Source organism: Amycolatopsis sp. NPDC058986 (assembly GCF_042741125.1).
Classification (GTDB): domain Bacteria; phylum Actinomycetota; class Actinomycetes; order Mycobacteriales; family Pseudonocardiaceae; genus Amycolatopsis.
In genome coordinates, this window is record NZ_JBHYJW010000002.1 from 234,927 (window position 1) to 260,707 (window position 25,781).

General features: G+C 68.9%; 25 protein-coding genes. 16 read left to right on the forward strand and 9 right to left on the reverse strand.

What is annotated here, in order from left to right; genetic code table 11:
• Positions 1 to 10: 10 nt before the first annotated feature.
• Entirely contained in the window at positions 11 to 1,258 is a 1,248-nt protein-coding gene (locus ACFW0G_RS03035; protein WP_378322992.1) for an MFS transporter, read from the reverse strand.
• Between the two features lie 75 nt (positions 1,259 to 1,333).
• Between ACFW0G_RS03035 and ACFW0G_RS03040 the strand changes: the two genes are divergently transcribed.
• The 4 genes from ACFW0G_RS03040 to ACFW0G_RS03055 all read left to right on the forward strand — a co-directional run bounded on the left by ACFW0G_RS03040 (position 1,334) and on the right by ACFW0G_RS03055 (position 4,652).
• Positions 1,334 to 1,897 carry an ArsR/SmtB family transcription factor gene (locus tag ACFW0G_RS03040; RefSeq protein WP_378322993.1) on the forward strand — a complete coding sequence of 188 codons (564 nt, stop codon included), beginning with the start codon at positions 1,334 to 1,336 and terminating at the stop codon, positions 1,895 to 1,897.
• Between the two features lie 68 nt (positions 1,898 to 1,965).
• Positions 1,966 to 2,934 (forward strand): LLM class flavin-dependent oxidoreductase, encoded by a 969-nt coding sequence (locus ACFW0G_RS03045; RefSeq protein WP_378322994.1) that lies wholly within the window; start codon positions 1,966 to 1,968, stop codon positions 2,932 to 2,934.
• A gap of 120 nt (positions 2,935 to 3,054) precedes the next feature.
• Positions 3,055 to 3,423, forward strand: a complete 369-nt coding sequence (locus ACFW0G_RS03050) for a YciI family protein (protein ID WP_378322995.1) — start codon at positions 3,055 to 3,057, stop codon at positions 3,421 to 3,423.
• Positions 3,420 to 4,652 carry an RNA polymerase sigma factor gene (locus ACFW0G_RS03055; protein WP_378322997.1) on the forward strand — a complete coding sequence of 411 codons (1,233 nt, stop codon included), beginning with the start codon at positions 3,420 to 3,422 and terminating at the stop codon, positions 4,650 to 4,652. Before ACFW0G_RS03050 ends, ACFW0G_RS03055 begins: the two co-directional genes overlap by 4 nt.
• A gap of 3 nt (positions 4,653 to 4,655) precedes the next feature.
• Here ACFW0G_RS03055 and ACFW0G_RS03060 read toward each other — a convergent pair whose 3' ends face one another.
• Together ACFW0G_RS03060 and ACFW0G_RS03065 are read right to left on the reverse strand one after the other, a co-directional pair.
• A complete protein-coding gene (locus tag ACFW0G_RS03060) occupies positions 4,656 to 5,357 on the reverse strand; it encodes a YidC/Oxa1 family membrane protein insertase (protein ID WP_378322999.1) in 702 nt (233 codons plus the stop codon).
• A 72-nt stretch (positions 5,358 to 5,429) separates the two neighbouring features.
• Positions 5,430 to 5,702 carry a DUF6412 domain-containing protein gene (locus tag ACFW0G_RS03065; protein ID WP_378323001.1) on the reverse strand — a complete coding sequence of 91 codons (273 nt, stop codon included), beginning with the start codon at positions 5,700 to 5,702 and terminating at the stop codon, positions 5,430 to 5,432.
• Positions 5,703 to 5,869: 167 nt separating this feature from the next.
• Between ACFW0G_RS03065 and ACFW0G_RS03070 the strand changes: the two genes are divergently transcribed.
• Positions 5,870 to 7,672 (forward strand): glycoside hydrolase family 97 catalytic domain-containing protein, encoded by a 1,803-nt coding sequence (locus ACFW0G_RS03070; protein ID WP_378323002.1) that lies wholly within the window; start codon positions 5,870 to 5,872, stop codon positions 7,670 to 7,672.
• Position 7,673: 1 nt separating this feature from the next.
• Here ACFW0G_RS03070 and ACFW0G_RS03075 read toward each other — a convergent pair whose 3' ends face one another.
• Positions 7,674 to 8,222: a TetR/AcrR family transcriptional regulator gene (locus tag ACFW0G_RS03075; RefSeq protein ID WP_378323004.1), complete on the reverse strand. Its 549-nt coding sequence runs from the start codon at positions 8,220 to 8,222 to the stop codon at positions 7,674 to 7,676.
• A 73-nt stretch (positions 8,223 to 8,295) separates the two neighbouring features.
• Here ACFW0G_RS03075 and ACFW0G_RS03080 point away from each other — a divergent pair, with 73 nt between their 5' ends.
• Both ACFW0G_RS03080 and ACFW0G_RS03085 read left to right on the forward strand, forming a co-directional pair.
• Positions 8,296 to 9,504 (forward strand): FAD-dependent monooxygenase, encoded by a 1,209-nt coding sequence (locus tag ACFW0G_RS03080; RefSeq protein ID WP_378323005.1) that lies wholly within the window; start codon positions 8,296 to 8,298, stop codon positions 9,502 to 9,504.
• 66 nt (positions 9,505 to 9,570) lie between these two features.
• Positions 9,571 to 10,926 (forward strand): pyridoxal phosphate-dependent decarboxylase family protein, encoded by a 1,356-nt coding sequence (locus tag ACFW0G_RS03085; protein WP_378323006.1) that lies wholly within the window; start codon positions 9,571 to 9,573, stop codon positions 10,924 to 10,926.
• A 22-nt stretch (positions 10,927 to 10,948) separates the two neighbouring features.
• Here the strand turns inward: ACFW0G_RS03085 and ACFW0G_RS03090 are convergent, their stop codons facing one another.
• The 3 genes from ACFW0G_RS03090 to fgd all read right to left on the reverse strand — a co-directional run bounded on the left by ACFW0G_RS03090 (position 10,949) and on the right by fgd (position 13,427).
• Positions 10,949 to 11,794, reverse strand: coding sequence for a hypothetical protein (locus ACFW0G_RS03090; RefSeq protein ID WP_378323008.1), 846 nt, complete (start codon positions 11,792 to 11,794; stop codon positions 10,949 to 10,951).
• A gap of 125 nt (positions 11,795 to 11,919) precedes the next feature.
• Positions 11,920 to 12,315: a hypothetical protein gene (locus tag ACFW0G_RS03095; RefSeq protein ID WP_378323010.1), complete on the reverse strand. Its 396-nt coding sequence runs from the start codon at positions 12,313 to 12,315 to the stop codon at positions 11,920 to 11,922.
• Between the two features lie 107 nt (positions 12,316 to 12,422).
• On the reverse strand, positions 12,423 to 13,427 hold the full coding sequence (gene fgd / locus ACFW0G_RS03100) for a glucose-6-phosphate dehydrogenase (coenzyme-F420) (protein WP_378323130.1): 1,005 nt from the start codon (positions 13,425 to 13,427) through the stop codon (positions 12,423 to 12,425).
• A 110-nt stretch (positions 13,428 to 13,537) separates the two neighbouring features.
• Between fgd and ACFW0G_RS03105 the strand changes: the two genes are divergently transcribed.
• The 3 genes from ACFW0G_RS03105 to ACFW0G_RS03115 are packed head-to-tail and all read left to right on the forward strand — an operon-like array spanning position 13,538 to position 14,917.
• On the forward strand, positions 13,538 to 13,936 hold the full coding sequence (locus ACFW0G_RS03105; RefSeq protein ID WP_378323011.1) for a MerR family transcriptional regulator: 399 nt from the start codon (positions 13,538 to 13,540) through the stop codon (positions 13,934 to 13,936).
• The gene (gene trxA / locus ACFW0G_RS03110) at positions 13,936 to 14,277 is read left to right on the forward strand and encodes a thioredoxin (protein ID WP_378323012.1); all 342 of its coding nucleotides are present in this window, start codon (positions 13,936 to 13,938) and stop codon (positions 14,275 to 14,277) included. Before ACFW0G_RS03105 ends, trxA begins: the two co-directional genes overlap by 1 nt.
• 40 nt (positions 14,278 to 14,317) lie before the next feature.
• Positions 14,318 to 14,917 carry a DinB family protein gene (locus ACFW0G_RS03115; RefSeq protein ID WP_378323013.1) on the forward strand — a complete coding sequence of 200 codons (600 nt, stop codon included), beginning with the start codon at positions 14,318 to 14,320 and terminating at the stop codon, positions 14,915 to 14,917.
• Here the strand turns inward: ACFW0G_RS03115 and ACFW0G_RS03120 are convergent.
• A complete protein-coding gene (locus ACFW0G_RS03120) occupies positions 14,904 to 15,857 on the reverse strand; it encodes a Ku protein (protein WP_378323014.1) in 954 nt (317 codons plus the stop codon). The genes ACFW0G_RS03115 and ACFW0G_RS03120 overlap by 14 nt on opposite strands.
• A gap of 112 nt (positions 15,858 to 15,969) precedes the next feature.
• On the opposite strand from ACFW0G_RS03120, the gene ACFW0G_RS03125 reads away from it, so the two are divergent.
• The 4 genes from ACFW0G_RS03125 to ACFW0G_RS03140 all read left to right on the forward strand — a co-directional run bounded on the left by ACFW0G_RS03125 (position 15,970) and on the right by ACFW0G_RS03140 (position 21,145).
• Complete coding sequence (locus tag ACFW0G_RS03125) at positions 15,970 to 16,362, forward strand: VOC family protein (RefSeq protein WP_378323015.1); 393 nt, start codon at positions 15,970 to 15,972, stop codon at positions 16,360 to 16,362.
• 94 nt (positions 16,363 to 16,456) lie between these two features.
• Positions 16,457 to 17,857 carry an amino acid permease gene (locus ACFW0G_RS03130; protein WP_378323017.1) on the forward strand — a complete coding sequence of 467 codons (1,401 nt, stop codon included), beginning with the start codon at positions 16,457 to 16,459 and terminating at the stop codon, positions 17,855 to 17,857.
• Positions 17,857 to 18,729 (forward strand): hypothetical protein, encoded by an 873-nt coding sequence (locus ACFW0G_RS03135; protein ID WP_378323019.1) that lies wholly within the window; start codon positions 17,857 to 17,859, stop codon positions 18,727 to 18,729. Before ACFW0G_RS03130 ends, ACFW0G_RS03135 begins: the two co-directional genes overlap by 1 nt.
• A 220-nt stretch (positions 18,730 to 18,949) precedes the next feature.
• Positions 18,950 to 21,145: an alpha-N-acetylglucosaminidase gene (locus ACFW0G_RS03140; protein WP_378323020.1), complete on the forward strand. Its 2,196-nt coding sequence runs from the start codon at positions 18,950 to 18,952 to the stop codon at positions 21,143 to 21,145.
• Between the two features lie 65 nt (positions 21,146 to 21,210).
• On the opposite strand, the gene ACFW0G_RS03145 is transcribed toward ACFW0G_RS03140, so the two are convergent.
• Positions 21,211 to 23,277 carry a glycoside hydrolase family 31 protein gene (locus tag ACFW0G_RS03145; protein ID WP_378323021.1) on the reverse strand — a complete coding sequence of 689 codons (2,067 nt, stop codon included), beginning with the start codon at positions 23,275 to 23,277 and terminating at the stop codon, positions 21,211 to 21,213.
• 191 nt (positions 23,278 to 23,468) lie between these two features.
• Between ACFW0G_RS03145 and ACFW0G_RS03150 the strand changes: the two genes are divergently transcribed.
• The gene (locus ACFW0G_RS03150; RefSeq protein WP_378323022.1) at positions 23,469 to 23,903 is read left to right on the forward strand and encodes a hypothetical protein; all 435 of its coding nucleotides are present in this window, start codon (positions 23,469 to 23,471) and stop codon (positions 23,901 to 23,903) included.
• A gap of 203 nt (positions 23,904 to 24,106) precedes the next feature.
• On the forward strand, positions 24,107 to 25,777 hold the full coding sequence (locus ACFW0G_RS03155) for a hypothetical protein (RefSeq protein ID WP_378323024.1): 1,671 nt from the start codon (positions 24,107 to 24,109) through the stop codon (positions 25,775 to 25,777).
• The last annotated feature ends 4 nt before the right edge of the window (positions 25,778 to 25,781 follow it).

The following is a 25,781-nucleotide window of genomic DNA, read 5'->3' on the forward strand; positions in this document are numbered from 1 at the left end:
CACTTGCCTGTCAAGCGGGCTCACCCTCCCGTGCGACACGCTCCGCGGCGTCCATGGCCTTGTCGGTCACCACCCGCACGCCGACGACCAGGGTGAGCACGAGCCCGCTCATGATCACGAACAAGGCGGACAGCCCCAGCCACTGCGCCAAGAGTCCGCCCGCGGCCGCGCCCAGCGGTTTGGTGCCCCAGGCGACGAGCCGGTGCGCGCTGGTGAGGCGTCCGAGCAACCGATCCGGGGTAATCCGCTGACGCAGCGAAACCATGACGACGTTCGAGACCACGATTCCCAGACCGCCGACGAAGAACGCGGCCCCGACGACGAGCGGTTGCGCGGTGAACGCGGGAACACCCAGCAGTACGGCGGTGCAGAGGAGCCCCGCGCCGAGTGAACGCGCCCGGCCGAGGAGCCGTTCGACCCGTTCCGCGAAGAGCGAACCGACGGCGTTCCCGACAGCCACCATGGTCAGCAGGAAACCGTAGTCCTGTGTGGACAGTTTCAGCATGGATTCCGGCCCGACCGCATAGAGCGCCAGAACGGCCCACACGGCACCGGTGGCGAAGTTGAACACACCGACCATGACGGCAAAGGTCCGCAAGATCCGTTGCCGCCAAAGGAATTGCAATCCCTCGGCGATGTCGGCGCGCAGGCTGGCTGGCCGCTCCTGGTGAATCCGGAATCGCCCGCGAAGCGCCACCAGCGCCACGATGGCGACGGCCCACAGCCCGACCGGCGTCCCGAGCGCGAACATCGTCCCGGCCGCCACCAGGAATCCGGCCAACGGCGGGCCGGCGAACTCGTTGGCCGTCAACTCGACCCCGTAGAGGCGTCCGTTGGCCCGGGAGAGGTGCTCGCGCCCGACCACCTGCGGCATGATCGACTGCGCCGCGGTGTCGTAGATCGTCTCGGCGACACCGACGAAGACCGCGACGACGTACAGCGCCCAGATCGAACCGAGATCGAACGCCAACGCGAGGACGAGAACAGCGAGCAGCACAGCCCTGGCCACGTTCGCGACCAGCATCGCACGGCGACGATCGATGCGGTCGACCAGCGCACCGACCGGCAACGCGCACACCAGCCACGGCAGGCTGAAGGCGACGGCCAGCCCCGAGATCAGCACCGGGGATCGGGTGAAGCCGATGGCCACCAGCGGCAGGGCATTCTTGACGACGCCGTCGGCCAGGCTCGACAGACCGGCCGCGGTCCACAGCCGCCAGTAGTCCCCGCCCAGACCTCGCTTCGCAGGCACATCCACCCATGGAGAATTACACATCGATTGAGAAAACTCCATCGATGTGGCTGAATCCATCGATGGACTACCGTGGCCGTCATGGACGGCGAGACGACCATCCGGCAGCCCGCGGGCGGGCCCGCTGCCCCGCGCAAACGCCGCCCTGCGACGGCGAAGGAGGCGAAGGCGGCCGGTCACCCGCTGCGCCTGCGGATTCTGCGCCTGTGCCAACAGAAGGAGCTGACGAACAAGCAGCTGGCCGACCGCCTCGAACGCGACCCGGGCACCGTGCTCTACCACGTCCGCCAGCTGGTCGACGCGGGCTTGCTGGAGCAGGCGGCGGTCCGCACCGGGGAGAGCGGCGCACTGGAGAAGCCCTATCGCGCTGTCGGCAACACCTGGTGGCTCGACGGTCCGCTGAACGACTTCGACGCGGAGACCCGGTTCGCTCCGGTCGAAGCTTTTCAGGAGGAGCTGCGCGAGGCGGGCCCGGAGCAGGTTCAGGCCTACGAGCGCTTTCTGCTGCACCTGTCCCCGGAGGACGTCGCCGAGCTGGACCGCCGCATCCTCGAGGTCCTCGACGAATACGTCTCGACCGACGACCAGCGTCGCGACCGGCCCGCGGTGAACGGCATCTTCCTCCTGCACCGGCTCGCCGAATAAGCCGGATAACCAGCCACAGCAAGGAAATCCGGTGGCCCTGGCGTGCGGGCGCTGGCACGATCATCGTCATGACCACTTCACGCGTCGGCGTCCGGATCTCCCGCGAAGTACCCCCGGCACGGCTGACGAAGCTGGCGCGCCAGGCGGAGCAGGCGGGGCTCGACGAACTTTGGGTGGTCGAGGACTGCTTCTACGCGGGCGGCATCGCCACCGCGGCGACAGTGCTGGCCGCGACCGAGAAGATCCCGGTCGGCATCGGCGTGCTGCCCGCGGTCGCCCGCAACCCCGCCATCGCCGCGATGGAGCTGGCCACGCTCGCCGAGCTGCACCCCGGGCGCCTGATCGCCGGGATCGGCCACGGCGTGCCGTCCTGGATGCGGCAGATCGGCGCCTACCCCGCGTCCCCGCTGACGGCGCTGGAGGAGACGCTCACCGCGATCCGGCGGCTGCTCGCGGGCGAGCGGCTTTCCGTGTCGGGTAAGTACGTCCGGCTCGACGAGGTCGAGCTGGACTATCCGCCCGCTGTCGTGCCGCCGGTGCTCGCCGGGGTCCGCGGGCCGAAGTCGCTCGCGCTGTCCGGCAGGGCCGCCGACGGCACGGTGCTCGCCGAGCCCGCCGCCCCGGAGTACGTGCGAGCCGCCCGCGCCACGATCGACGCCGACCCGCACACGGTCGTCACCTACAACTGGCTCGCGCTGGGCCAGGACCCGGACCGGGCGAGGGAGCGCGTCCGGAAGACCCTGGCCGACAGCCTCAAGCCCAGCACCGCCGAGCACCTGCGGCCGCTGCCGTTCGGCGAGGAGATCCTCGCCCTCATCGAAGAGGGCGCGGACGAGCTGGCCGCGCGGCTGCGACCGGAGTGGATCGACCACCTCACGGTGTCCGGGAACCTCGCCGGATGTGCCGAGCGGGTCCGGCGGCTGCACGAGGCCGGGAGCGAATCGGTGATCCTGTTGCCGCTGCCGGACGAGCCCGAGGAGGACGGCATCGCCGCGGCCGGAGAAGTCGCCGCCGAGCTTCGTCGCGCGGGCCGGTAATCCGCCCACCCGGCGGAGAACTGTGCCAAGATTCCCGGCGGCGGCATGTCGAGGGGACGCCATCGGCGACGACCCACCGGTGAAGGGGCCCGCCACGGGCCGTCACCCGAGGGAGTCGAGATGAAGTTCCTGCTGAACACGCATATGAACCCGGCGGCATGGAGAGCGCTACCGGAGGACGAACGTGCCGCGGTGCGGGACGGCCGGGGCACGTTCGCGCACGCGATCACCGAGTCCGGTGAAATGATCATGAGCCAGGCGCTGGCCGACCCGTCACACAGTGCCGTGGTCCGCGTCCGGGGCGGCGAGCCGGTCGTCTCCGACGGCCCCTACCGCGAAGCCGCGGAGTTCCTCTCCGGCTACTACCTGATCGACTGCGACGACAAGGAACGCGCGATCGAACTCGCGGCCCGGATTCCCGAGGCCCGCGTCGAAGGATTCGGCGTCGAGGTGCGGCCGGTCATGTTCTCCGCCGGGATGGAGATGTGAACACCGCGCCCGCGATCGAGGACCTGCTGCGCGAGCTGGCGCCGCAGGTCCTCGGCGTGCTCGCCCGCCGCTACGGCCAGTTCGAGGAATGCGAGGACGCCGTTCAGGAGGCCGTCCTCGCCGCGGCCACGCAATGGCCCGATCAGGGCGTCCCGGCCAACCCGCGCGGCTGGCTGATCTCCGTCGGCTCGCGGCGGCTGATCGACCAGTTCCGCAAGGACCAGTCGCGCCGGCAGCGGGAGGACACCGCCACCGCGCAGGCACTTCCGTTGCACACCGGCGAACGCGACGAGGACGTCCCCGACGCCGACGACACGTTGATCCTGCTCTTCCTGTGCTGCCACCCGACCCTGACCCCGGCGTCCCAGACCGCGCTCACCCTGCGCGCCGTCGGTGGCCTCACCACCGCCGAGATCGCGCACGCCTTCCTGGTGCCCGAGGCCACGATGGCCGCTCGCATCAGCCGTGCCAAGAAGAACATCAAGGCCGCGGGCAGCCAGTTCGCCATGCCCGCGGCCGACGAACGCGACGAACGGCTCGCCGTCGTCCTGCAGGTGCTCTACCTGATCTTCAACGAGGGCTACACGGCATCCTCGGGCGAGACCCTGCACCGCGCCGACCTCGCCCAGGAAGCCATCCGGCTGACCCGTCTGGTCCGGCGGCTGCTGCCCGAAGACACCGAGGTCGCCGGGCTGCTCTCGCTCATGTTGCTGACCGACTCGCGCCGCGGCGCCCGCACCGGGCCGTCCGGTGAACTGATCCCGCTGGCCGAGCAGGACCGCACCCTGTGGGACAGCGAGCTGCTGGTGGAGGGGACGACGCTGATCGGCGACACCATGAAGCACGCGTCGCTGGGCCCCTATCTGCTCCAAGCGGCGATCGCCGCGACGCACGCGAGCGCGGCGAAGGCCGAGGACACCGACTGGCAGCAGGTCCACACGCTGTACAAGATCCTCGAACGGATCGCACCCAACCCGATGGTGACGCTCAACCGCGCTGTCGCGCTCGCCGAAACCCAGGGCCCGGCCGCTGCCCTCGATCTTCTGTCCACACTGGACAGTGACGACCGGATGTCCGGCCACCATCGGTTGCACGCCGTCCGCGCGCACCTGCGGGAGAAGGCGGGCGACACGGCGGGCGCGCTGGAGAGCTACCGGCTCGCCGCGCGGATCACGACCAGTCTCGCCGAGCGGCGTTACCTCGAATCACGCGCCGCCCGGCTGAGCTGAGTCCTATTTGTCCGTCGGCTGGACCGTCCGTTGTGGACGGCGTAGCAGCGCGCGTTCGGCGGCGGTCCACGCGGTGGTCGTGAGCAGGTACAGATCCGCGGCCACCGGGAGAAAGATCGTGGCGAGCACGGTCCCATAGGGAAGGAACCGCAGCAGCTTCGCGGCGGGCGCCGAGGCGGTTTCGGTCCGCTGACGGTCCTGCCAGCGCACCGAGAACCACGCGACGACACCGAGCGCGGCCGCGATCACGAACACCATCGGGCCCGCCGCGAAGCCGTGCCCGCCCAGCGGCGTCCCCAGCACCGTGCCGGACAGCAGCGAGTTGGGCTCGCCGTCGATCACCGGGGTGGTGAACAGCCGGTACATCACCCAGAAGAACGGCAGCTGCGCGAGCATCGGCAGGCAGCCGACGAACATCGATGTGCCCGATTCGGCCTGCAGCCGGGAGATTTCGGCGGCCAGCCGTTCGCGGTCGCCCGCGTGTTTCTTCTGCAGCTCGCCGATCCGGGGCATCAGCTCGGCCCTGGCCCGCTCGCCGCGTACGGCGGATTTCGCGAGCGGGAGCAGCAGAAGCCGGACGGTGGCGGTGAACAGGACGATCGCCAGCGCGATCGCGAAGTGACCGGTGACGGGCTGGGTGACCGCGACAAGCCAGTGGACGAGGTGATACGCGCCCGAAACGGGCACGTCGAGAAAGCCGAACATGGGCAGCACTCCGTGGCTAGAAAGAAGAACAGTGAGGTGAACGGAATGGCTGCGCAGAAAAGAAAGGGAGAACTACGCAGCCGTGCTGCGCGTGCCCGGTGCCCGTGGCCTGCTGCGGCCGGGCGCGCCGGGATCCCTGAGCCTGATGAACTCGGCGCGGCGGGCCCGCTGCCGCAACGCGATGGCGCGGCCTCGTGTCGGCGCCGACCACAGGGCCAGTTCATCGCCGTGGGCGCGGCTGACGAGGAGGACCACGAGCAAGCTCGCGGCCACGACCGACGCGAACGCGACCAGGGCCGTGGCCGAGGTGAGCGCGGGGAACGCCAAGGCCAGCAATGTGGTCACGATGCGCCCCCCTTTCCCAGACCCCGCCAGAGTACCCGAATCCGATCGCGTACCGGTGATCGGGAAATGATCACTTCCGGCCACTCCGATGAGCGATTGACCGGATACGCACCGTTCCCGCAGGATGACCGGACGGACGAAGAAGTCCTACGGACAAGGAGAATCCGTTGGCGATCCGGCGGTTCCTGCTCCTGCTCGCGGTCATTCCGCTGCTCCCGTTCACGGCGACCACCGCCTCCGCCGCGGACCGCTGGGCGGTCAGCCTGACCGGCGACGTGACAGCGGAGGTCTCCCTCGACGCGGACGGCAGCCTGCTGTTCGCGGCCACCCGCGGCGGACGATCGGTCCTCGCCCCGGCACCGATGGGCATCCGCACCACCGCCGCCGACCTCACGCGCGGACTGCGTTTCCTCGGCCGCACGGACCGCGAGGTCGACGAGCGGTACACCATGACCACCGGCAAACGCCTGCACCGGCACGCGCGCTCGGCGGAGATGACACTGTCGTTCGAGAACGAGGACGACGTCCGGCTCGACGTCGTGGTCCGTGCCGCGGCAGACGGCGTCGCCTACCGCTATCACCTGCCCGAGGCCGAGCGGGTGCGGGTGACCGGCGAGACGTCCGCGTTCGCCCCGGCACCGGCGTCGGCCGCGTGGCTGCTGCCCTACACACCGAACTACGAAGGCGTCCGGTTCGAGACCACCGCCGCCGGCGCCCCACGCGGCGACTACGGCTTCCCGTCACTGTTCGACGTCGGCGGCACCTACGCCCTGCTCACCGAGTCCGATGTGGACGGACGATACTCCGGCGCGCGGCTGACCCACACCGGCAGCGGCAACTACCGGATCAAGCTCGCTGACACCGAGGTCCACACGCGGGGCCCGACGCCGTGGCGGGTGGCGATCATCGGCGATCTGGCGACGGTGACCGAATCCACCCTCGTGGACGACCTGGCACCGCCGTCGAAACTGGCAGACACCTCGTGGATCCGGCCGGGCAAGGTGGCGTGGTCATGGCTTTCCGAGCACGACAGCCCGAAGGATCCGAAGCGGCAGAAGGACTTCATCGATTTCGCCGCGCGGAACGGCTGGCCGTACGTGCTAATCGACGAGGGCTGGGACGCGTCCTGGGTGCCCGGCATCATCGACTACGCGCGGGAACGCGACGTCGACGTGATCCTCTGGTACCACTGGTCCACAATGGACACCGCGGCGAAGCGGGCGATCAACCTCACCAAGGCCAAGCTGTGGGGCGCGGCCGGGGTCAAGGTCGACTTCATGGATTCCGACGCGCAGGCGCGGTTCCGGTGGTACGACGCCATGGTCGCCGACGCCGCGCGCTTCCGCCTGATGATCAACTTCCATGGCGCGACGATCCCCCGCGGCCTGCAACGCACCTGGCCGCACGTGATGAGCATGGAGGCGGTACGCGGCGCCGAGCAGTTCAAGACCCGCGCGTCGACCAACACGATGTTCCCGTTCACCCGCAACGTGGTCGGCAGTATGGACTACACGCCGACGGCGTTCGTCGTGTCGGATCGGGACACCACCGAGGCACACGAGGTCGCGACGTTCTTCGTCTACGAGTCCGGCTGGCAGCACGCCGCGGACAAACCCGAGAACTACGAATCGCGGCCCGAGGCACTCTGGACACTCGACCGGCTCCCGACGGTCTGGGACGAAACCCGCCTGATCACCGGCAGGCCCGGCCAGGACGCCGTGTTCGCGCGACGCTCCGGCGGCCGCTGGTTCCTCGGTGGCATCCACGCCGGGCCGGCGACCACGATCACCTCGCGGCTGGACTTCCTCGGCGAAGGCCCGTGGCGCGCCGAGCTGGTACGCGACAAGCCAGGAGGCGGACTCACGCGCGAGAGGTTCTCCGTCGAGCCCGACGGCCGGATCAGCGTGCCGGTCCTGGCGAACGGCGGATTCGTGACGGTGTTCTGCCGTCCAGCCGACTGCGACCGGTAGTTCAGACACCCAGCGCGGCACAGGCCGCGTCGACCGTTGCCTTGCGCAGGTCGTCGGCGGGGACGTCGGGGAACTGGACGGTGCAGTCCTGAATGCCGCCGAGCGCGACCACCGCGCGGGCCGACAGCGCCAGCGACGGATCCGGGCCGGTCAGCAGCGCCGCGAGCCGTTCCCGCCAGGCCAGCACGATCCTGATCAGGCCGAGCTCGGACAGCGTGGTCAGCTCGCTCATGATGAGGACGATCAGTTCGCGGTGCCGGTAGTGGAAGTCGAAGTACTCCTCGAACAACGCGCGGGGCGCGACCTCGTCCAGCGCCTCCTGGGCGACCAGGAACGCCTCACCCTCGTCGATCAGCGGCTGCACGATGCTGCGGACCAGCTCCTCGCGTGAGGAGAAGTGGTAGTACAGCGCCGGTTTGGTGATCCCGAGCCGGTCGGCGATCTCCTGCAGGCTGGTGTTGCGCACCCCCTTGCTCGTGAAGAGCTCACGCGCGGCCGTTTGGATGCGCTGCTTGGTGCCGGAGGGCTTGCTACTGGAGGGCTTGGCCACTAATCCAGCATAACTTACTTACCGTTAGGTCAGATCGATGGTACGCTTACCTTCCGGTAAGTAAGGAGGAATCATGAGAGTACTCGTCTCCGGCGCCAGCATCTCCGGACCGGTCCTGGCCTACTGGCTCACCCGCCACGGTTTCGAGGTCACGGTGGTCGAACGCGCTCCGTCCCCGCGCAAGACGGGCGGGCACGCCGTCGATCTGTTCCGGCCGGCCATGGAGATCTCCGAGCGGATGGGCGTACTGCCCCAGCTCGAAGCGAAGGCCACCGGCACCGACCGGATGACCGTGTATCGCGAGGGCGTCGCGCGGGGAGTTTCCGTGGATCTCACGAAGATCTACGGCGCGACCTCGGACCGGCACCTCGAGATCATGCGGGACGACCTGGGCGAGGTGTACTACGACGCCACCCGCGACGACGTCGAGTACGTGTTCGGCGACTCGATCACGTCGATCTCCGACGACGGCGAGGTGACCTTCGAACACGGTGCGCCACGCCGCTTCGACATCGTGGTCGGGGCAGACGGGCTGCACTCGAACGTCCGGCGGCTCGTCTTCGGCGAGGAGTCGCGGTTCAGCGAGTTCATCGGTGCCTACCTCGCGGTGTTTTCGGTGCCCAACGACCGGAACCTCGACGGCGAGTTCGTCAATCACCTCGGTGTCGACCGGATGGCCGGGATGTACGGCGCGCGGCACCTCGGCGACGCGCGGGTGGTGTGCCTGTTCCGTAGCGAACCGCTCGACTACCACTACCGCGATGTCGCACGGCAGAAGGAACTTCTGCGCGCGGCGTTCGCCGGGCTGCACTCCGACGTCGACGAATGGCTGGGGCGACTGGAGGACACCCCGGCGTTCTACTTCGACTCGATCACCCAGCTGCGGATGGACACATGGTCGCGCGGGCGGGTGACGCTCGTGGGCGACGCGGGTTACTGTCCAGGGCCCGCGGTCGGCGGCAGCACCAGCCTCGCCGTGCTCGGCGCCTACGTCCTGGCCGGGGAACTCGCCGCCGCGAACGGGGACCACACCCGCGCCTTCCCCGCCTACGAACGGGAAATGGCCGAGCTGGTACAGGCCAGCCGCACCTTCGCCACGACCGCGGCCAAGACCCTCATCCCGGGTTCGCGGTTCGGTATGTGGGGGCTCGTCACCGGCGCGCGGATCGTCTCCGCCCTGCCCGCCGGCGTGGGCAAGGCACTGGCGCGGCTCAACACCCAGACCTTCCGCATGCACGAATCGATGACCGTGAAGGACTACTCCACTTCGGTCACAGCCTGATCCGGCGCTCTCCCCGTGTTATATTTGGGCCCAAATGACTGGGTTCGCCTCGGCACGGGGAGAGCGATGGATCTGCGAAGCGCGCTGACCAGAGTGCTGGACAACCACGAGCGGTGGACGTCCCGGTTCGGCGAGTACCAGGTGGCCGAGGCGCTACGCGTCGACCAGGCGAAGCTGGAGTCCATTGTGGACGAACTGGCCGAACGACTGGAGGACAACTACCCGTTCTTCCACCCGCGCTACGCCGGGCAGATGCTCAAGCCGCCACATCCGGCCGCGGTGGCGGGGTATCTCGCCGCGATGCTGGTCAATCCGAACAACCACGCCCTCGACGGCGGACCGGCGACCGCGCGGATGGAACGCGAGGTCGTCGCCGAGCTGGCCACGATGTTCGGCTTCGGCACACATCTGGGACACCTCACCAGCAGCGGGACCATCGCCAACCTCGAAGCCCTTTACGTGGCAAGGGAAATCCACCCGGGGCGCGGCGTCGCCTTCAGCGCGGAAAGCCACTACACGCACGCGCGGATGTGCGGACTCCTCGGCGTCGAAGGCGTCCCGGTGCCCGTGGACGCGACGGGCCGGATGGACGTCGACGCGCTGCGTGAGCTTCTCGGCCGCGGCACGATCGGGACGGTGGTGGTCACCGCGGGCACCACCGGCCTCGGCGTCGTCGACCCGATTCACGACGTTCTCGCGTTGTGCCGCGAGCACGGCGTGCGGGTGCACGTCGACGCGGCGTACGGCGGGTTCTTCACCCTGCTCGCGGGCAACGACGGGCTCGAAGCCGCGCCGTGGGAGGCGATCGCGGGCTGCGATTCGGTGGTGGTCGACCCGCACAAGCACGGCCTGCAGCCCTACGGCTGCGGCGCGGTGCTGTTCGCCGATCCGGCGGTCGGACGATTCTACCGGCACGATTCGCCCTACACCTACTTCACCTCCGACGAACTGCATCTGGGCGAGATCAGCCTCGAATGCTCACGACCGGGCGCCGCGGCGGCGGCGTTGTGGCTGACGTTCCGGCTGTTCCCACTCACCACCGACGGCCTCGGCGCGGTGCTCGCCGCGGGCAGGCGGGCGGCGGCGAGCTGGGCCGCGCTGATCGAGGCGAGCGAACACCTGCGGCTCTACCAGCTGCCGGAACTGGACATCGTGAGCTATTTCCCGGTCACCGGCCGGCGGCTCAGCGAGGTCGACGCCGCCTCGGCCCGGGTGATGCACGAGGGCATGACGGATCCGGACGATCCGGTGTTCCTGAGCGTGCTGTCCACCAGCGCGGCCGGCTTCGGGCGCCGCCATCCCGGCTTCACCGAGGACGTCGCCCGGGTGCGGGTGCTGCGCAGCGTGCTCATGAAACCGGAGTCCGAGGACTACCTCGACACTCTGCACCGGCGCGTCGAAAAGCTCGCCGCGCGGGCTTGAATGCCGAGGTAGCCCCGGCAGGTCAGCCGACGGCGAGGGTCACCGCGGCGGTGTGCAGCACCCCGCCGGTCTGGAACTGCACGAACAGCCGCCAGTCCCCGGCCTTCGGCAGCGTCGCCTCGAACTTCAGCGCCGGGCCACCGTGGTCTCCCTCGGCTTTGCCGTGCGGGTGCAGATGCGCGAAGGCCTGGTCCCCGGCGTGGAAACCGGTCAGGTGCGCGTACGTGTCGAGGTAGGGCTGCAGGTCGGTGACCGGCTTGCCGTCCTTCGACACCGTGACGGTCAGCTCGTGACTCATCCCGGCCATGAGCTTGTCCCCGCCCAGCGTCAGCGTGTAACCGTCCACAGTGGTCATTGCCGACGCCGCGGGCAGCGGGGTGCCCGGCGCGTCTCCTGGCACGGTGACCTGCCGGCTCAGCACGAGCGGAACATCCTTGCCCGCACTGTCCTTCGTGGTGAACTGCGTGTAGGCGCGATACGTGCCGGGCTGCGCGGCGGCGAGGTCGGCCGTCCACGTCCCGTCGGCGGCCATCACCGGGTGGAGATGCTGGAACCCGCTCAGATCCGTTCGGATCAGGTAGAAGTGCATCAGCTTCGTCTGTTCCGGCTGGAACGCGGTCACCGCCGCGCCGCCGGCCCCGGTGATCCGGAACCGGAACGCGGACGGCTGCCCCGCGGGCAGCGACGTCGTCTCGGGAGCGAACCGGAACCCGGCGGACTCGGCGGCGAGGCCGTCACCGGCGGGCATGGCCATGCCCGGCATGTCCTGCCCGGACACAGGAGCGCCGGACGTGCCATGGTCCATTCCGGACATTCCGGAATCGTTACCGGAGCAGGCGGTGACGAGCAGGCCCGCCGCCGTCACCACGCCGATCAGTGTCGTCGAACGGCGGAAAGGTTTACGGAGCAAAGAAGGCATCACGAAGTGTCTCTCCAAAAAGGACACGCGAAGAACGCGTGCGAGGTGAACAGGTCAGCGGAGGCCGCTCCCTGTCACGTCCGGGAAACACACAACGTGGTCAGCAAATCCGGGGGTCTCGGTGGCGCTCTGTGCCGGAGGAACCGCGCGAACCGGCGCGTCGCCGACAGCGGCGGGGACACCGAGATCAGCACGACGGCGAGCAGCAGGAGTAGCAGCAACGCGGCCCAGCCGCGTGGCGGCGGAGTCGATACGCAGACACTGCCGTGTTCCGACGCGGGTGCCGCGTTCGGCAGGCCCGCCATGGGCGGCGCGGGCATCGCATGGCCGATGCCGTGCTCCGCCATGGCACCCCCGGCACACGCCTGCGCGGGCAGACCGTGCATGAGGAACACGCCGGTGAGCAGGGCGCACAACGTCAGCAGCCGGGCAATCACCCGGCCCTGCCCCGCCGCCGTCCCACGCTCCACGCCCTCCACCGTACCTACTCCCCGGGGGTACCTGCCGTTAAGGCCACCTTACGGGCGTCTGACGCCCGTAAGGTGGCCTCAACGGCATTTCGGTGCGCGGCGGCCGGTCAGCCGAGTTCGCGCAGCCGGGGGACGACCTGCTCGGAGAAGCTCTTCAGGAAGCGCTCCTGGTCGTGACCGGGGCCGTGGAAGACCAGGTGGTCGAATCCGGCCTCCACGTACGGCTTGATCTGCTCGACGGCCTCCGCAGGATCCGAGGCGACGATCCACCGCCGGGCCACCTGGTCGATCGGCAGCGCGTCGGCGGCGCGTTCCATCTCCGCCGGGTCCTCGATGCCGTGCTTCTGCTCCGGCGTCAGCGAAAGCGGCGCCCAGAAGCGGGTGTTCTCCAGCGCCTTCTCGTGGTCCGGGTCGTAGGACAGCTTGATCTCGATCATCTTGTCCACATCGGACAGCTTCCGCCCGTTCGCCTCGGCACCCTCCGCGACGGCGGGCAGCAGCTTTTCGGTGTAGAGGTCCATGCCCTTGCCGCTGGTGCAGATGAACCCGTCACCCTGCTTGCCGACGTACTTCGCCATCACCGGGCCACCGGCGGCGATGTAGATCGGCACACCGCCCTCGGGCCGGTCGTACACCGTGGCGTCGGTGGTCTGGTAGTACTCGCCCTCGAACGTGACCCGCTCCTCGCGCCACAGCGTGCGCATCAGCTCGACAGCCTCGCGCAGGCGCGCGAAGCGCTCCTTGAACCCCGGCCATTCGATACGCGCGACGGCGACCTCGTTGAGCGCCTCGCCGCTGCCGATGCCGAGCAGGACGCGCCCGGGATAGAGACAGCCGAGCGTGCCGAACGCCTGCGCCATCACGGCCGGGTTGTACCGGAACGTCGCGGTCAGCACGCTCGTGCCGAGGATCACGCGCGAGGTGCGCTCCCCCACCGCCGAAAGCCACGACAACGAGAACGGAGCATGGCCGCCGGTGTGCCGCCACGGCTGGTAGTGGTCGCTCACCATGACGCTGTCCAGCCCGACCTGCTCGGCGAGCACGGCGTACTCGACGAGTTCGCGCGGGCCGAATTGCTCGGCCGACGCCTTGTACCCGATCTTCAGAGCCATCCGGCTCATCACCACTTTCCTCTGTCCATCCCTGCGCTGCTGCCACCCAAAGTAGTCGCCTCCTGGCAATCCTTGCCTTGCCGTTGACGTCAACGTTTACCGTCGAGGACATGCGAATCGGTGAACTCGCCCGGCGAGCGGGCACCACGACGCGCGCGCTGCGGTTCTACGAGTCCCAGGGACTGCTCGCGGTGCGCCGCCGGGAGAACGGCTACCGCGAGTACGGCGAAGAGGACGTCCGGCTGGTCAACGAGATCCTGAGCCTGCAGGCCGCGGGACTCAGCCTCGACGACACGCGGCCGTTCGTGGAGTGCCTGCGTGCCGGGCATCCGGCCGGGGACGACTGTGCCGATTCGGTCGAGGTCTACGAGCGCAAGCTCGCGGAGGTCGACGCCTGCCTGGAGCGGCTCAACGCCGTCCGGGCCGGCCTGGTGACGAAGCTGACCGAGGCCATGTCCCGGCAGCCCGATCCGTGCCGGGTGACCCGGCCCGCCCCGAAGGAGTCCTGATGTCCGCACCGACCGCCGACCTCGTCGTCGTCACCGACGCCACCTTCGAGCAGGAAGTGCTCCGGGCAGGCAAGCCCGTCCTGGTGGACTTCTGGGCGCAGTGGTGCCCGCCGTGCCACATGATCGCCCCGGTGCTCGCCGAGATCGCGGCCGAACGGGCGGGCGAGCTGATCGTGCGCAAGTTCAACACCGACGAGAACCCGGTGATCGCGCGGGACTACCAGGTGATGTCGCTGCCCACGCTGATGCTCTTCCGCGACGGCGTGCCGATCCGCTCGATCGTCGGCGCCCGGCCGAAGGCGAGGCTGCTCGCCGAGCTGGATGCCGCGCTGACCTCCTGAAACGCGTTTTCTGTCGGTGCCCGCTGTTAGCGTGCGCACCATGACCTCGGACCCGAAGCCGGACCTGCACCGGTACCTCCAGATCGCCCGCGACGCCCTGTTGTGGAAGCTCGACGGGGCGTCGGAGTACGACGTCCGCCGCCCGATGACGCCGACCGGCACCAACCTGCTCGGTCTCGTCAAGCACGTGGCGTCCTGCGAGATCGCCTATTTCGGCGACACCTTCGGCAGGCCGTTCGACGTCCGGCCCCCGTGGTTCGACAAGATCGACGAGGATCCTCATGTCGATATGTGGGCCACCGCCGACGAGTCTCGCGAGGACATCCTCGGGCTGTATCGCCGGGTGCGAGCGCATTCCGACGCGACGATCGACGCACTGCCGCTGGACGCGCCGGGCCGCGTACCGCACTGGCCGGGCGAACGTGCCGAGGTCACGCTGCACCGGATCCTGGTGCACATGATCGCCGAGATCGATCGGCACGCGGGCCACGCCGACATCATCCGCGAACTCATGGACGGCACCGTCGGGCTGCGGCAGGACTCCACCAACCTGCCGACCGGCGACGAGACGTGGTGGAAGGACTATCGGGAGAAGCTGGAGCGCACAGCGAGGGAGGCGGGCGGACTCACGAAGCCTTGAGCGCCTTTTCGAGGTCGGCGCGGTTCATCTTGGACCGGCCCCTGATCCCGCGCTCGCGGGCGAGCCGGTCGAGGTCGGTCTTCGGCAGGTCCGACAGTTTCGGGCCTGTCTTGGCGTCCTTGCCCTTGCCCTGCGCGCTCGTGCTCCGCCTGCCTCGACGGCGGCTGCTCTCGACACTGCGCGAGAGCGCCTCGAACAGGTCGACCACCTTCGTTGGCTCGCCGGGTTCGGACTCGGGCACGACGGTGTCCCCGGACTTCTTCGCCGCGATCAGCTCGCGGACCCGTTCGGTGTAGGTGTCGCGGTATTCCTCGGGCTGCCATTCCTCGGTCATCGCGTCGATGAGGCCGACGGCCATGTCGAGTTCCTTCGCGCGCGTCTTCACCGACCCCGGAAGCCGCGGCAGGTCCTCGGCCGGATCGCGCAGGTCGGCGGCGAAGTGCAGGGTGTCCAGTAGCAAAACGTCGCCGTCGCCCGCCCGTACGAGCGCGAGATATTCCCGGCCGCGCATGACGAACTTCGCGACGCCGGCCTTCCCGCTCTGGGCCAGCGCCTCGCGAAGCAGCACGTAGGCCCGGTCCGACTCCTCCTTGCCGGGGCCGAGCCAGTAGGTCTTGTCGAACAGCATCGGCTCGACCTCGCCGAGGTCGACGAACGACTCGACGTCGATGGTCTTCGACCGGCCGGGCGCGATCTCGTCCAGTTCCTTCTGCTCGACCAGGACGTACTCACCGCCACCGGTTTCGTAGCCCTTCACGATGTCCTCGAAGGGCACCTCCTTGCCGGTGCGCTCGTTCACCCGCCGGTACCGGATGCGGTCACTCGTGCCGCGCTCGAACTGCCGGAACCGCACCGCGTGGTCCTCGATCGCGCTGAACAGCTGGACCGGGACCGTCACCAGACCGAACGAGAGCGCACCCCGCCAGATCGGCCTCGCCATCACGACCTCCTCACGCTCCACCATCCGGATTGCCGGGAAATCCGAATGGCAAACCCCGCTGAAAGTCTGTACACTGTACAGAGTTAATTCCCGAGCATCCCGAGGAGAACCTTTGAAGGTCACGTCCAGCGCTGTCTCGCTCACCGTCGACGACGTCGCCGCGTCGAGCGCGTTCTTCACCCGCCACCTGGGCTATCAGGAGCAGATGGCGGCCGACGGCTTCGCCTCGCTCGGCCGGGACGACGCGGCGATGAACGTCATCTTCCTGCGGCGCGGGCTGGAGATCCTCCCACCGGGCTTCCGCGATCAGCACGCGGCGGGCACGATCGTGGCGCTGGTGGTCGACGACCTCGACGCCGAACTCGCCCGGCTCACCGCCGAAGGCGTGGAGATCACGCTGCCGCTGCGCGAGGAGGAGTGGGGCGAGCGGCTGTTCCAGGTCACCGATCCCAACGGCGTCGTCGTCGAACTGGTCCAGTGGGTCACCCCTGCGGCGAAGGAGTGACGGGGCCCTCACTCCCGACTTAATGGGGCGGACAGGCTTCCGAGGTCCCGCTAGCCTCGGTCCGCCTGTCCCCCACCACGAAGGACACTCGTCGATGACTTCCGAACTCGCCGACAAGGACGTCGGCGCGCCCAAGACGTCCCGCCTGTCCCACGGCCTGCGTCAACGGCACCTGACCATGCTCGCGCTGGGCGGAGTCATCGGCTCGGGCTTGTTCGTGGGCTCGGGCGCGGGGATCGCGCTCGCCGGGCCGGGCATCGTCATCTCCTTCGCGCTGGCCGGGCTGCTCGCGCTGCTCGTCATGTTCATGATGGCCGAGATGGCCGCGGCGATGCCGGCCAGCGGCTCCTTCTCCGAACACGCCGAGCGCGCTTTCGGGCCGTGGGCCGGCTTCCTGGTCGGCTGGCTGTACTGGGCGACGCTGGTCATCGTGCTCGCCGTCGAGTCCACCGCCGCCGCGATCATCCTGAACAAGTGGATCCCGGCGATGCCGCAGTGGTCGCTCGTGCTCATCGTGATGACGTTGTTCACCGCGGTGAACCTCACGGCGGTGGGCAACTTCGGCGAGTTCGAGTTCTGGCTGGCGATGATCAAGGTCGCCGTGATCGTCGGGTTCCTCGTGCTCGGCGTGCTGGCGATCTTCGGGCTGCTGCCCGGCACGGCTTCGCCGGGGCTCGCGAACCTGACCGGCGACGGCGGCCTCCTGCCGCACGGCTGGAGTGGCGTGGTGAGCGCACTGCTCGCCGTCGTGTTCGCCTTCGGCGGTCTCGAGGTCATCACCATCGCGGCGGCGGAGTCCGACAACCCGGCCCGCGCCGTCGGCCGGGCGGCCCGCAGCGCGCTGTGGCGGATCGGGCTGTTCTACGTCGGTTCGATGATCGTCGTGGTCACCTTGCTGCCGTGGAACGACAGCAAGGTCGGCGGGAGTCCCTTCGTCGCGGTGCTCGAACACCTCGGCATCCCGGCGGCGGGACAGGTGATGAACGTCGTCATCCTGCTGGCGCTGCTGTCGGCGCTGAACGCGAACCTCTACGGGGCCGCGCGAATGGTCTTCTCGCTCGGAAAGCGTGGCGAGGCACCGCGCCTGCTGACGAAGGTGAGTCCCGGCGGCGTTCCGCGGCCCGCGGTGCTGGCCTCGGCGGCGTTCGGATTCGTGGCGGTCGTGCTCAACCTGCTGTGGCCGAAGACGATCTTCCTGTACCTGCTCAACACCGTCGGCGCGAACCTGCTGCTGGTGTGGATCATGGTCGCCTGCGCGCAGCTGCGGTTGCGCCGCACCCTGCTGCAGGAGCACCCGGACGGTCTTCCGGTGCGGCTGTGGGGTTTCCCGGTGTTGAGCTGGATCGCGCTGGCCGCGATGGCCGCGGTCACGGTGCTCATGCTCACCGACGACGGTTCGCGGACGCAGCTGCTCAGCTCGGTCGTGCTCGCCGCGGCGGTGCTGGCCATCGCCTTCGTCCGCTCGCGGTTCCGCAAGAAATCCACTCCCGTGTGATGTCCGAAGCGAACCGGCCCTTCCGGTGGGATCTCGTCCGGCCCGATCAGCTCGGCACACTGCTCGACGGCGTCCCCACACCGGATCTGCCGTTCCTCGACCAGCTGACGCAATGCGCCGCGAAGGTGCTCGCACGCAGCGGAGGAGGCGAGATCCACTTCGTCGGGCGTTCGCTGGACAGCGTCTTCGACCTGCTCAGCGGAGCGCTCGACGGGACCTCGTGGCTCGGCCGGATCCACCAGCTCCCGCTGTCGACGGCTTTCGCGCACTGGGGCCGCCTCGGCGACCACGAAGTCCGGCAGCTGCGCACGAACCTCGACGACGCCGGGATTTCGCCTGCCGCGATGGCCGGCCGGACACAGCCGACGGTCCTCGCCGACCTCGTCTCGTCCGGTTCGACGTTCGCCCTGCTGTACCGCTGGCTCCGCGAGTGGATCGACGACGAGCGCGTGGCGTGGAACGTCATCCGCCGCAAGCTCCGGTTCCTCGGCGTCACCTGCGAGTACAAGACCAGCCCGAACACGCGGCGGTGGCAGCAGGTCCACGCGGACTGGACCGTCGAACTGCCCGCGAGCGCGATCCAGAACGTCTCCCTCGAGCCAGGCCCGTGGAGCTATCTGGCCGACCGGCAGCACAAGCTCTCGCCCACCTTCAGCCGGTGGTACTGGGCTGACGAAAACGTGCGTGCGCCACGGCACGACGAGCGAACGCGGAAGGCGCTCGCGGAGGCGATCGCGCTGGTCGAGGCGGGCCGCCGACGGGACACGCGCGAGTCGCTCGTCCGGCACCTCACCGCCGAACCGGCGATACGGGAGCGGTGGCTGCGTTCACTGGTCACCGAACTCCGCTCCACGCCGCACTGTCCTCTTTAGACACCCCGCACTCCACTGCCGGGACCCATGCCCCGAACGCGTCGTTCAGGACGTTCACCGTCCCCAACGGAGCTTTCGAGACACCGACACCCCCGCAAGCCCGCCGCGGCTCCGCTCTTGACATATTGGTACAGACCAGATGTACGATCATGTGCGATTCGAGGTTCCAGCGAACACAAAAGAACATTGTCGGCTTGTCGCCACCCCTCGGGAGCCAGCCATGCACCCTCCGCGTCTCCGCTGCCTGTTCCTCGCCGCCGTCGTGCTCGCCACCCTGCTGAGCACCGTCACCACCGCTTCCGCCGCCCCGGACGGTCCGCAGGCGTTCGACACCGGACCCGCTACTCGCGCGCTCGATCGGCTCCTGCCGGGAAGACACGACCAGATCCGGCTGCGCGCGGTGCCGAAGGACAGCGGGGACAGCTACCGGATTTCGGGACAGCGCGGGCGGATCGTCGTCGAGGGCACCAGCCCGGCCGTGCTGCTCACCGGCGTCCACACCTACCTCCGCGAGGTCGTCAAGGCCGACATCTCCTGGACCGGGCAGCAGCTGAACCTCCCCCGGCGGCTCCCGGCGCCGGACCACCCGATCCTCCGCCGGGCAGATGTGCCGCACCGCTTCGCGTTCAACGACACGAACGACGGCTACACCGCGCCGTACGCGGATTGGGCTTACTGGGAAAGGGAAATCGACGTACTCGCGCTGCACGGGATCAACGAGGTCCTGGTCTACCTCGGACAGGACGAGGTCTACCGGCGGACGTTCCGCGAGTTCGGCTACGGCGACGCGGACGTGCGGGCGTGGATCCCCGGGCCCGCGCACCAGCCGTGGTGGTTGCTGCAGAACATGTCCGGATTCGCCGGGCCCGTCTCGGACCGGCTGCTCGACCAGCGCACCGCGCTCGCGCGGAAGATCGTCGGCAGGCTGCGCGAACTCGGCATGACCCCGGTGCTCCCCGGCTACTTCGGAACCGTGCCGCCGAAGTTCACCGAACACAACCCCGGCGCCCGCGTCGTCCCGCAGGGCCTTTGGGGTGGCTTCGAGCGGCCGGACTGGCTCGATCCGCGCAGCGCGTACTTCGCCAAGGTCGCGGCCTCCTTCTACCGCAACCAAAGCGCGTTGTACGGCGACTCGTCGATGTACAAAATGGACCTGCTGCACGAGGGCGGGAACCCCGGCGACGTCCCGGTTCCCGAGGCGGCGAAGGCCGTCCAGCAGGCGCTGCGGAGCGCGCACCCGGACGCCGTCTGGGCGATCCTCGGCTGGCAGGCCAACCCGCGGCCGGACATCCTCGGCGCCGTCGACAAGAGCCGGATGTTCATCGTGGACGGCCTTTCCGACCGCTATCCGACGGTGACCGACCGCGAGAAGGACTGGCTGGGCACGCCGTACGCGTTCGGCAGCATCTGGAACTTCGGCGGCCACACCGTGCTCGGCGCCAACACCCCGGACTGGGCCCGTCTCTATCCACAGTGGAGGGACAAACCGGGGAGCAGGCTGTCCGGCATCGCGATGATGCCCGAGGGCGCGGACAACAACCCCGCCGCGATGACGCTGCTGACCGACCTCGCCTGGACGCCCGGTTCGGTCGACCTCGCGGCCTGGTTCGACCGGTACGCCGAGTCCCGGTACGGAGGCGAGGATCCGCACGCGAAAGCGGCGTGGAATGCGCTTCGCGAAACGGCATACGGGACGACGCGGGTCGACAAGTGGAGCGAAGGCGCGGACGGTCTCTACGAGGCCAGGCCGAGCCTGACCACTACGCACGCCGCGGCTTGGAGCCCGGATCACCTCCGGTACGACCCGGCGAAATTCGAGCGCGCGCTGACCGAGCTGCTCCAGGTTTCGCCTTCGCTGCGGCGGAGTTCGGCCTACCGGTACGACCTGGTCGACGTCGCGCGCCAGGTGCTGGCCAACCGGAGCCGTGAGCTGCTGCCACGGATCAAAGCCGCCTACGACGCGAAGGACCGCGCGCGCTTCGGTGAACTGACCGGGACCTGGCTGCGGCAAATGGATCTGCTCGACCAGGTGCTCGGCACCGACGAGCACTTCCTGCTCGGCCGCTGGCTCGACTCGGCGCGGGCGGCGGGCGCCACACCGTCCGAAAAGGACCTTCTGGAGTTCGACGCCCGCTCGATCCTGACCGTGTGGGGCACCCGGAACAGTGACGCCGAGGGCCTGCACGACTACGCCAACCGCGAATGGGCCGGACTCGTCGGCGACTTCTACGCGCACCGCTGGCGGACGTACTTCACCGAACTGGACACCGCGCTGGCCGAGAACCGCGCGCCGCGGCCGATCGACTGGTTCGCGCTGGAGGACCAGTGGACCCACGGCCACCAGCGCTACCAGGCACGTCCGACCGGCGATTCCTACTCTGCCGCGTCCCGAATCGCCCAAGAACTGATCCGGTAGGTCATGCCGTGAAGGACTCCTTCCCGGCGCTTAGTGCCGGGAAGGAGTCCTTCACGGACGTTCGGCTACGGGGTCAGCAGTGCGTTCAGGGCTTTCGCGGCGCCGGGAGCGAGCAGGTTGACGAAGGTCGGGGTGACACCCAGCGGCGTCGCGTATCCGGACAAGGTCGTGGCCCCGTGGATCACCCGCTTCTTCGTGACGTCGAACCAGAGCCCGCTCGGCAGGACCACGTCCCGGCTCGCGCCCGCGGTCAGCTGGGGCGCGGCCAGTACGGCGGGACCGAGCATCCACTCATCGTCCACTGTGTACGTTCGCTGGTCGGCGGGGAAGTCGAAGAACAGCGGCCGCATGATCGGGTCGCCGGTCTTCCGCGTGGACTGCACCTGGTCCCAGATGTAGGGCGCCAGCCGCTGGTGGGTCTTCACCGCCGCGCGATAGCGGTCGATGGTTTCCTGGTCGTACACCACGTGCTTGCCGGTCGTGACGTCCCAGGTGTCCACCGGCGACGTCGAGGAGTACATCTGCGGCATCAGCGCGGCCGACTGCGCCCAGCGGATCAGCACCTCCTTCGAGGGCGGCGGATCGCTGAGGGAGCCGCCGATCATGTCGGTCTCGACGAACGGGTAGCCCACGGTCGAGATCGCGAGGTTCTGGGTCACCGAGGCCTTGACCGAGTTCCAGCCGGTCCCCTTGTCCTCCTGGCGGATCGTCATCCCGCTCCGGTGCGCCTCCGGCGTCCAGTGCACCCGGATGCCGGCGCCCTGCAGGTCGAACTGGTCGGCCATTTCCGCGCCGAGACGCTGGTAGTCCGAGCGCTGCTTGCCGCCGCTGGGCGCGCACCGGTCGTCGAAGAAGCGGGTGTCGAACTTGAAACCGTCGATCCGGTACTTCGCCATCAAACCGCGAAGGTTGTTCTCGTACCACGATTTCGCGGCCGGGTTGGCGAGGTCGATGATCCCGGCTTCACCGTTCCACCAGGTCACCTTGCACGGTTTGGCCGGATCGGCGCGGTCGCCGAGCAGATAGCCGTGGTCGACGGCGTACTGGTAGTTCGCCGAGTCCAGGTTGATCCACAGCGTCACCCACACCCCGAAGTCGAAGCCGAGGTCGTGGATGCGGTCCGACATCGCCTTCGGGTCGGGGAACGTGGTGGCGTCGAAGGTGAGATTCCCGTAGTGGGATTCCCATTTGTCGTCGAGCTGGACGGTGTGCCCCGGTTCGCGGTTGGCGTGCAGCTTTTCCGCGTAGTCCAGCAGTTTCGCCTGATCGACCTTGGTGTAGAACTGCGCCCACGAGTTCCACAGCGGTTCGCTGAACTGCCGGTAGGTGCTGTCGCTCTTGGCCGGCTTCCCGACGATCCCGACGTAGTCGCGGTACACCTCGAGCGGCGTGTCCTCGACGAACACCGTCGCCTTGTAGGTCCCGCCGCGCTGGACGACGAACCGGCCGAGGCCGTCGCCGCCGTCGTTGATGCCGACGTCCATCACCTCGCCGGTGTCGACCCACAGCCCGGTGGCGGACGAGGTGTACCAGAACGGGTCGATCATCGCGTACGACGCGGGGCTGAAAGCCTTGTCCCGCACGGTACCGCGCTCCAACGGCCACGGCTGGTCGACGCCGGGGCCGCCCTGCGGCGTGGCCGTCTCGCCGTGGCCGTACCAGTGCCCGGCGGAGCCGAGATCGTAGGTCAGGCCGAGCTTGTCGGCGGTTCCGCCGTGGACGTCCCAGGCCAGCGCGTACCGGTCTGCGCCAGGAGTGAGCCGCAGTTCGGCGGTGATCCCCGGCGCGGTGGTGTCCGCGGTGATCCGCAGCGTGCCGTCCCGCCACGCCCAGCCGGTCACCTTCGTCGCGTGCTGCCAGGTGTTCCCGACGGCGAACCGGAGCGTGTCGCCGCCGGTGCTCTGCAGCACGGTCCGGCCGCCACGGGACGTGGTCATCCGTAAGGCGTCCTTGGTGACGGACACGGTGTATCCGGGCGCGCCCGCGGAGCGCGCGACATGCACTTCGACGGCGTTCGCCGCCTCGGCGACGGTGGGGCCGGGCTGCGCGGCGGCGGTGGACGGGACAGCCAGCATCAGGGCGCCGGTGGAGAGCGCGGTGAACCAGCTGGTCCGGGGACGGGGTGAACGCATTCGAGCCTCCGGCTGCACACAGTCCAGATGAGCAATACTGTTCGAACGCATGAAGTTTTGAACAGTATCACTCACCAGATGCAGCGTGTCCAGACCAGCGAGGCGCCCGCCCGGTACACCGGTAACGGAGGATCACCCGGCCGACGATGTGCACAGTGGATCAGCCGGCGAGCGGACGGGACCGAAAGCTGATGTCCACACCGGAACTCGAGCACGACGTCGCGACGGAGAGACGCCCGCGGCACGGACTGGCGATCGCGTCCGTTTCCCTCAGCGCGGTGGCGGCGGTCCTCGCGCTGGCGACCTGGGTGGCATGGCTGGTCGTCCGGGCGCAGATGCAGGGCGTGCCGCCGTACTCCTGGATCAGCCAGGTGTTCGTGCTCGTCCTCGGCGCGCTGTGGTTCGCCATGATCCCGGCGGGCGTCCTCTCGATCATCTTCGGCTACTTCGCCGGGGCCCGGCTCCAGACCGGCTCGAACGCGTCGCGGCTCGGGCTCTACCTCGGACTGCTCACCATCGCGATCGCGCTGGCCGGGGCGGCGGTGTTCACCCTCACGCCGTCGGCGTGGACCACCCCGGATTCGCTCTTCCCGCCGGGAACATACGGGACATATTTCAATCGCTGATTACCGCTCCGCGAAATCAGTTGCCCCATGATGGGCATATATCGCGGCGGACTTCGGTGGGTAATCTTCTCACCCGTCCGTGTCGCCTACGTGGGTGAAGACCGTACTTCCCGGGTTTTTCCCGCCCTGTCAAGGACTCCCCGCAGCGTGCTGATCCGTTACTGTGCCGATATTCCTTGGACCGCAGCGAACGGAGTCGCCCAGTGGGGGTGCACCGGATCTGGCACGACGGGCTCATTCCCGTCGAGGGGAAACGCCCGCTCGATTCCCTGCGCAACAGGCTGGTTTCCCGGCAACGCGAGCAGGAGACGCCCGCCTACGAGGTCGCCGATCCCGGCTGCTCCGACGACGGCGGCGAGCGGCGTTGCGACCTGAAGTTCTCCTGGGACGACAAGGAAGGCCGCTACTCCGTCCAGGTGTTGCTGTCGCTGCGGTATACCGCGGGCGAGGACCGGATCGCCTGGCTGGTCTCGGCCGCCTGCACCCGGCCGTGGCGCACCAGCATCGAAGCGCCGGCACATCGGATAGGACTGGAGGAACTCGGCGCGAGCGGCTGCGACGAAATCCCGCTCGACGGTCCCTCGCTGAGCCTTCGCGGCTGGCCCCGCGAGGAATGCGACCGGGTCGCCGATCTCCTGGCGGAGGCGATGGTCTCGCCGCGGCGGACCACCGCGCTGCTGATCATCAGCGACGACCGCGCGATCCCGGTCGACGGCTGGCCGGGACTGGTGAACGTGTTCGACGTCGACGACCGGTTCCGCCGATCGCTCAACAGCTGTCTCCCCCTCGGCTGCGCCGTCCCGGCGGGCGCCCGGCTGTTCGTCCCGCCCTGCGACGAACTGCCGGACATCATCCGGACCGAGACACCCACGCCGGAGTTGCTCGACCTCGCCATCAGCCAGCAGATCCAGGCCAGGAGCCGGAGTCCCCTCCCGGAGGACTGGGCGGAAGTACCCTCGGTACGGGAATGGTGGTCGGCGGATCCCTTTACCAAGGCGGAACCGGCGCCGGACGCGGCACTCGCCGAGAGGCTGCGCCACGTGGAACGCGAACTCGCCGAAGCCCGCGGCGTCATTTCCATTCTCCGTAGACGTTCGGCCGCCGACGAGGCCGAACGCGCCCGCGCCGTCGCCGAATCGAAGCGACTCCACTCCCGGATCGAGGAACTCTCCGCCGTCGACGCCGACGCGCTCCACGCCCAGATCAGCCAGCTACAGTCCACAATGGACGACTACGCCAAGGCGTTCGAGGAGGTCGAGCACGAACGGGACGATCTGCGGCGCGCCAACGGCCTGCTCGCCGGCGCGCTCGCGCGCGTCACCGGGACCGACGAGGCCGGGACCGACGGCAGGGAGCCCGCCGAGTTCCCCAGCTTCGTGGAACTGTTCGAAACCGCGTCGAAGGCACTCACCAACCTCGACATCACCGCCGAACTCGGCCCGACCACGATCCTCGATCACCATCCGAAGGCCGCGGCGTGGCGGCGCAAGGCATGGGACGCCCTGCGCACGCTCGACGCGTACGCCGGTGCCCGCAACACGATCCGGAAATCGGGCCGCGAACCCGGCCCGGAACTGTGCGACGTACTCGCCTTCGCCCGCACCGGCCAGCCGGGGTCACTGATCAGCGCCAACATCATCGCGCTGACCGAATCGGAGACCGTGACCACCAACGAACGGCTCCGCCAGGCCCGCACTTTTCGCGTCAGCCCGGACACGAACCCCACCGGACGGGAGTACTTCGGCGCGCACATCGCGCTGGAACGCTTCAAACCACCCGCGCCGCGCCTGCATTTCCTCGACGACACCGACCACACGGGACACATCTACGTCGGCTACCTCGGCGCGCATCTGCCAACGTCCAAAACGAACTGACCGA

Excerpts from the sequence above, each read along its gene's own strand:
- ACFW0G_RS03040 (WP_378322993.1), top strand. The coding sequence starts at position 1,334 with ATGGACGGCGAGACGACCATCCGGCAGCCCGCGGGCGGGCCCGCTGCC.
- ACFW0G_RS03045 (WP_378322994.1), top strand. The coding sequence starts at position 1,966 with ATGACCACTTCACGCGTCGGCGTCCGGATCTCCCGCGAAGTACCCCCG.
- ACFW0G_RS03050 (WP_378322995.1), top strand. The coding sequence starts at position 3,055 with ATGAAGTTCCTGCTGAACACGCATATGAACCCGGCGGCATGGAGAGCG.
- ACFW0G_RS03060 (WP_378322999.1), bottom strand. The coding sequence starts at position 5,357 with ATGTTCGGCTTTCTCGACGTGCCCGTTTCGGGCGCGTATCACCTCGTC.
- ACFW0G_RS03080 (WP_378323005.1), top strand. The coding sequence starts at position 8,296 with ATGAGAGTACTCGTCTCCGGCGCCAGCATCTCCGGACCGGTCCTGGCC.
- ACFW0G_RS03085 (WP_378323006.1), top strand. The coding sequence starts at position 9,571 with ATGGATCTGCGAAGCGCGCTGACCAGAGTGCTGGACAACCACGAGCGG.
- fgd (WP_378323130.1), bottom strand. The coding sequence starts at position 13,427 with ATGGCTCTGAAGATCGGGTACAAGGCGTCGGCCGAGCAATTCGGCCCG.
- ACFW0G_RS03105 (WP_378323011.1), top strand. The coding sequence starts at position 13,538 with ATGCGAATCGGTGAACTCGCCCGGCGAGCGGGCACCACGACGCGCGCG.
- trxA (WP_378323012.1), top strand. The coding sequence starts at position 13,936 with ATGTCCGCACCGACCGCCGACCTCGTCGTCGTCACCGACGCCACCTTC.
- ACFW0G_RS03115 (WP_378323013.1), top strand. The coding sequence starts at position 14,318 with ATGACCTCGGACCCGAAGCCGGACCTGCACCGGTACCTCCAGATCGCC.
- ACFW0G_RS03120 (WP_378323014.1), bottom strand. The coding sequence starts at position 15,857 with ATGGCGAGGCCGATCTGGCGGGGTGCGCTCTCGTTCGGTCTGGTGACG.
- ACFW0G_RS03130 (WP_378323017.1), top strand. The coding sequence starts at position 16,457 with ATGACTTCCGAACTCGCCGACAAGGACGTCGGCGCGCCCAAGACGTCC.
- ACFW0G_RS03135 (WP_378323019.1), top strand. The coding sequence starts at position 17,857 with ATGTCCGAAGCGAACCGGCCCTTCCGGTGGGATCTCGTCCGGCCCGAT.
- ACFW0G_RS03140 (WP_378323020.1), top strand. The coding sequence starts at position 18,950 with ATGCACCCTCCGCGTCTCCGCTGCCTGTTCCTCGCCGCCGTCGTGCTC.
- ACFW0G_RS03145 (WP_378323021.1), bottom strand. The coding sequence starts at position 23,277 with ATGCGTTCACCCCGTCCCCGGACCAGCTGGTTCACCGCGCTCTCCACC.
- ACFW0G_RS03150 (WP_378323022.1), top strand. The coding sequence starts at position 23,469 with ATGTCCACACCGGAACTCGAGCACGACGTCGCGACGGAGAGACGCCCG.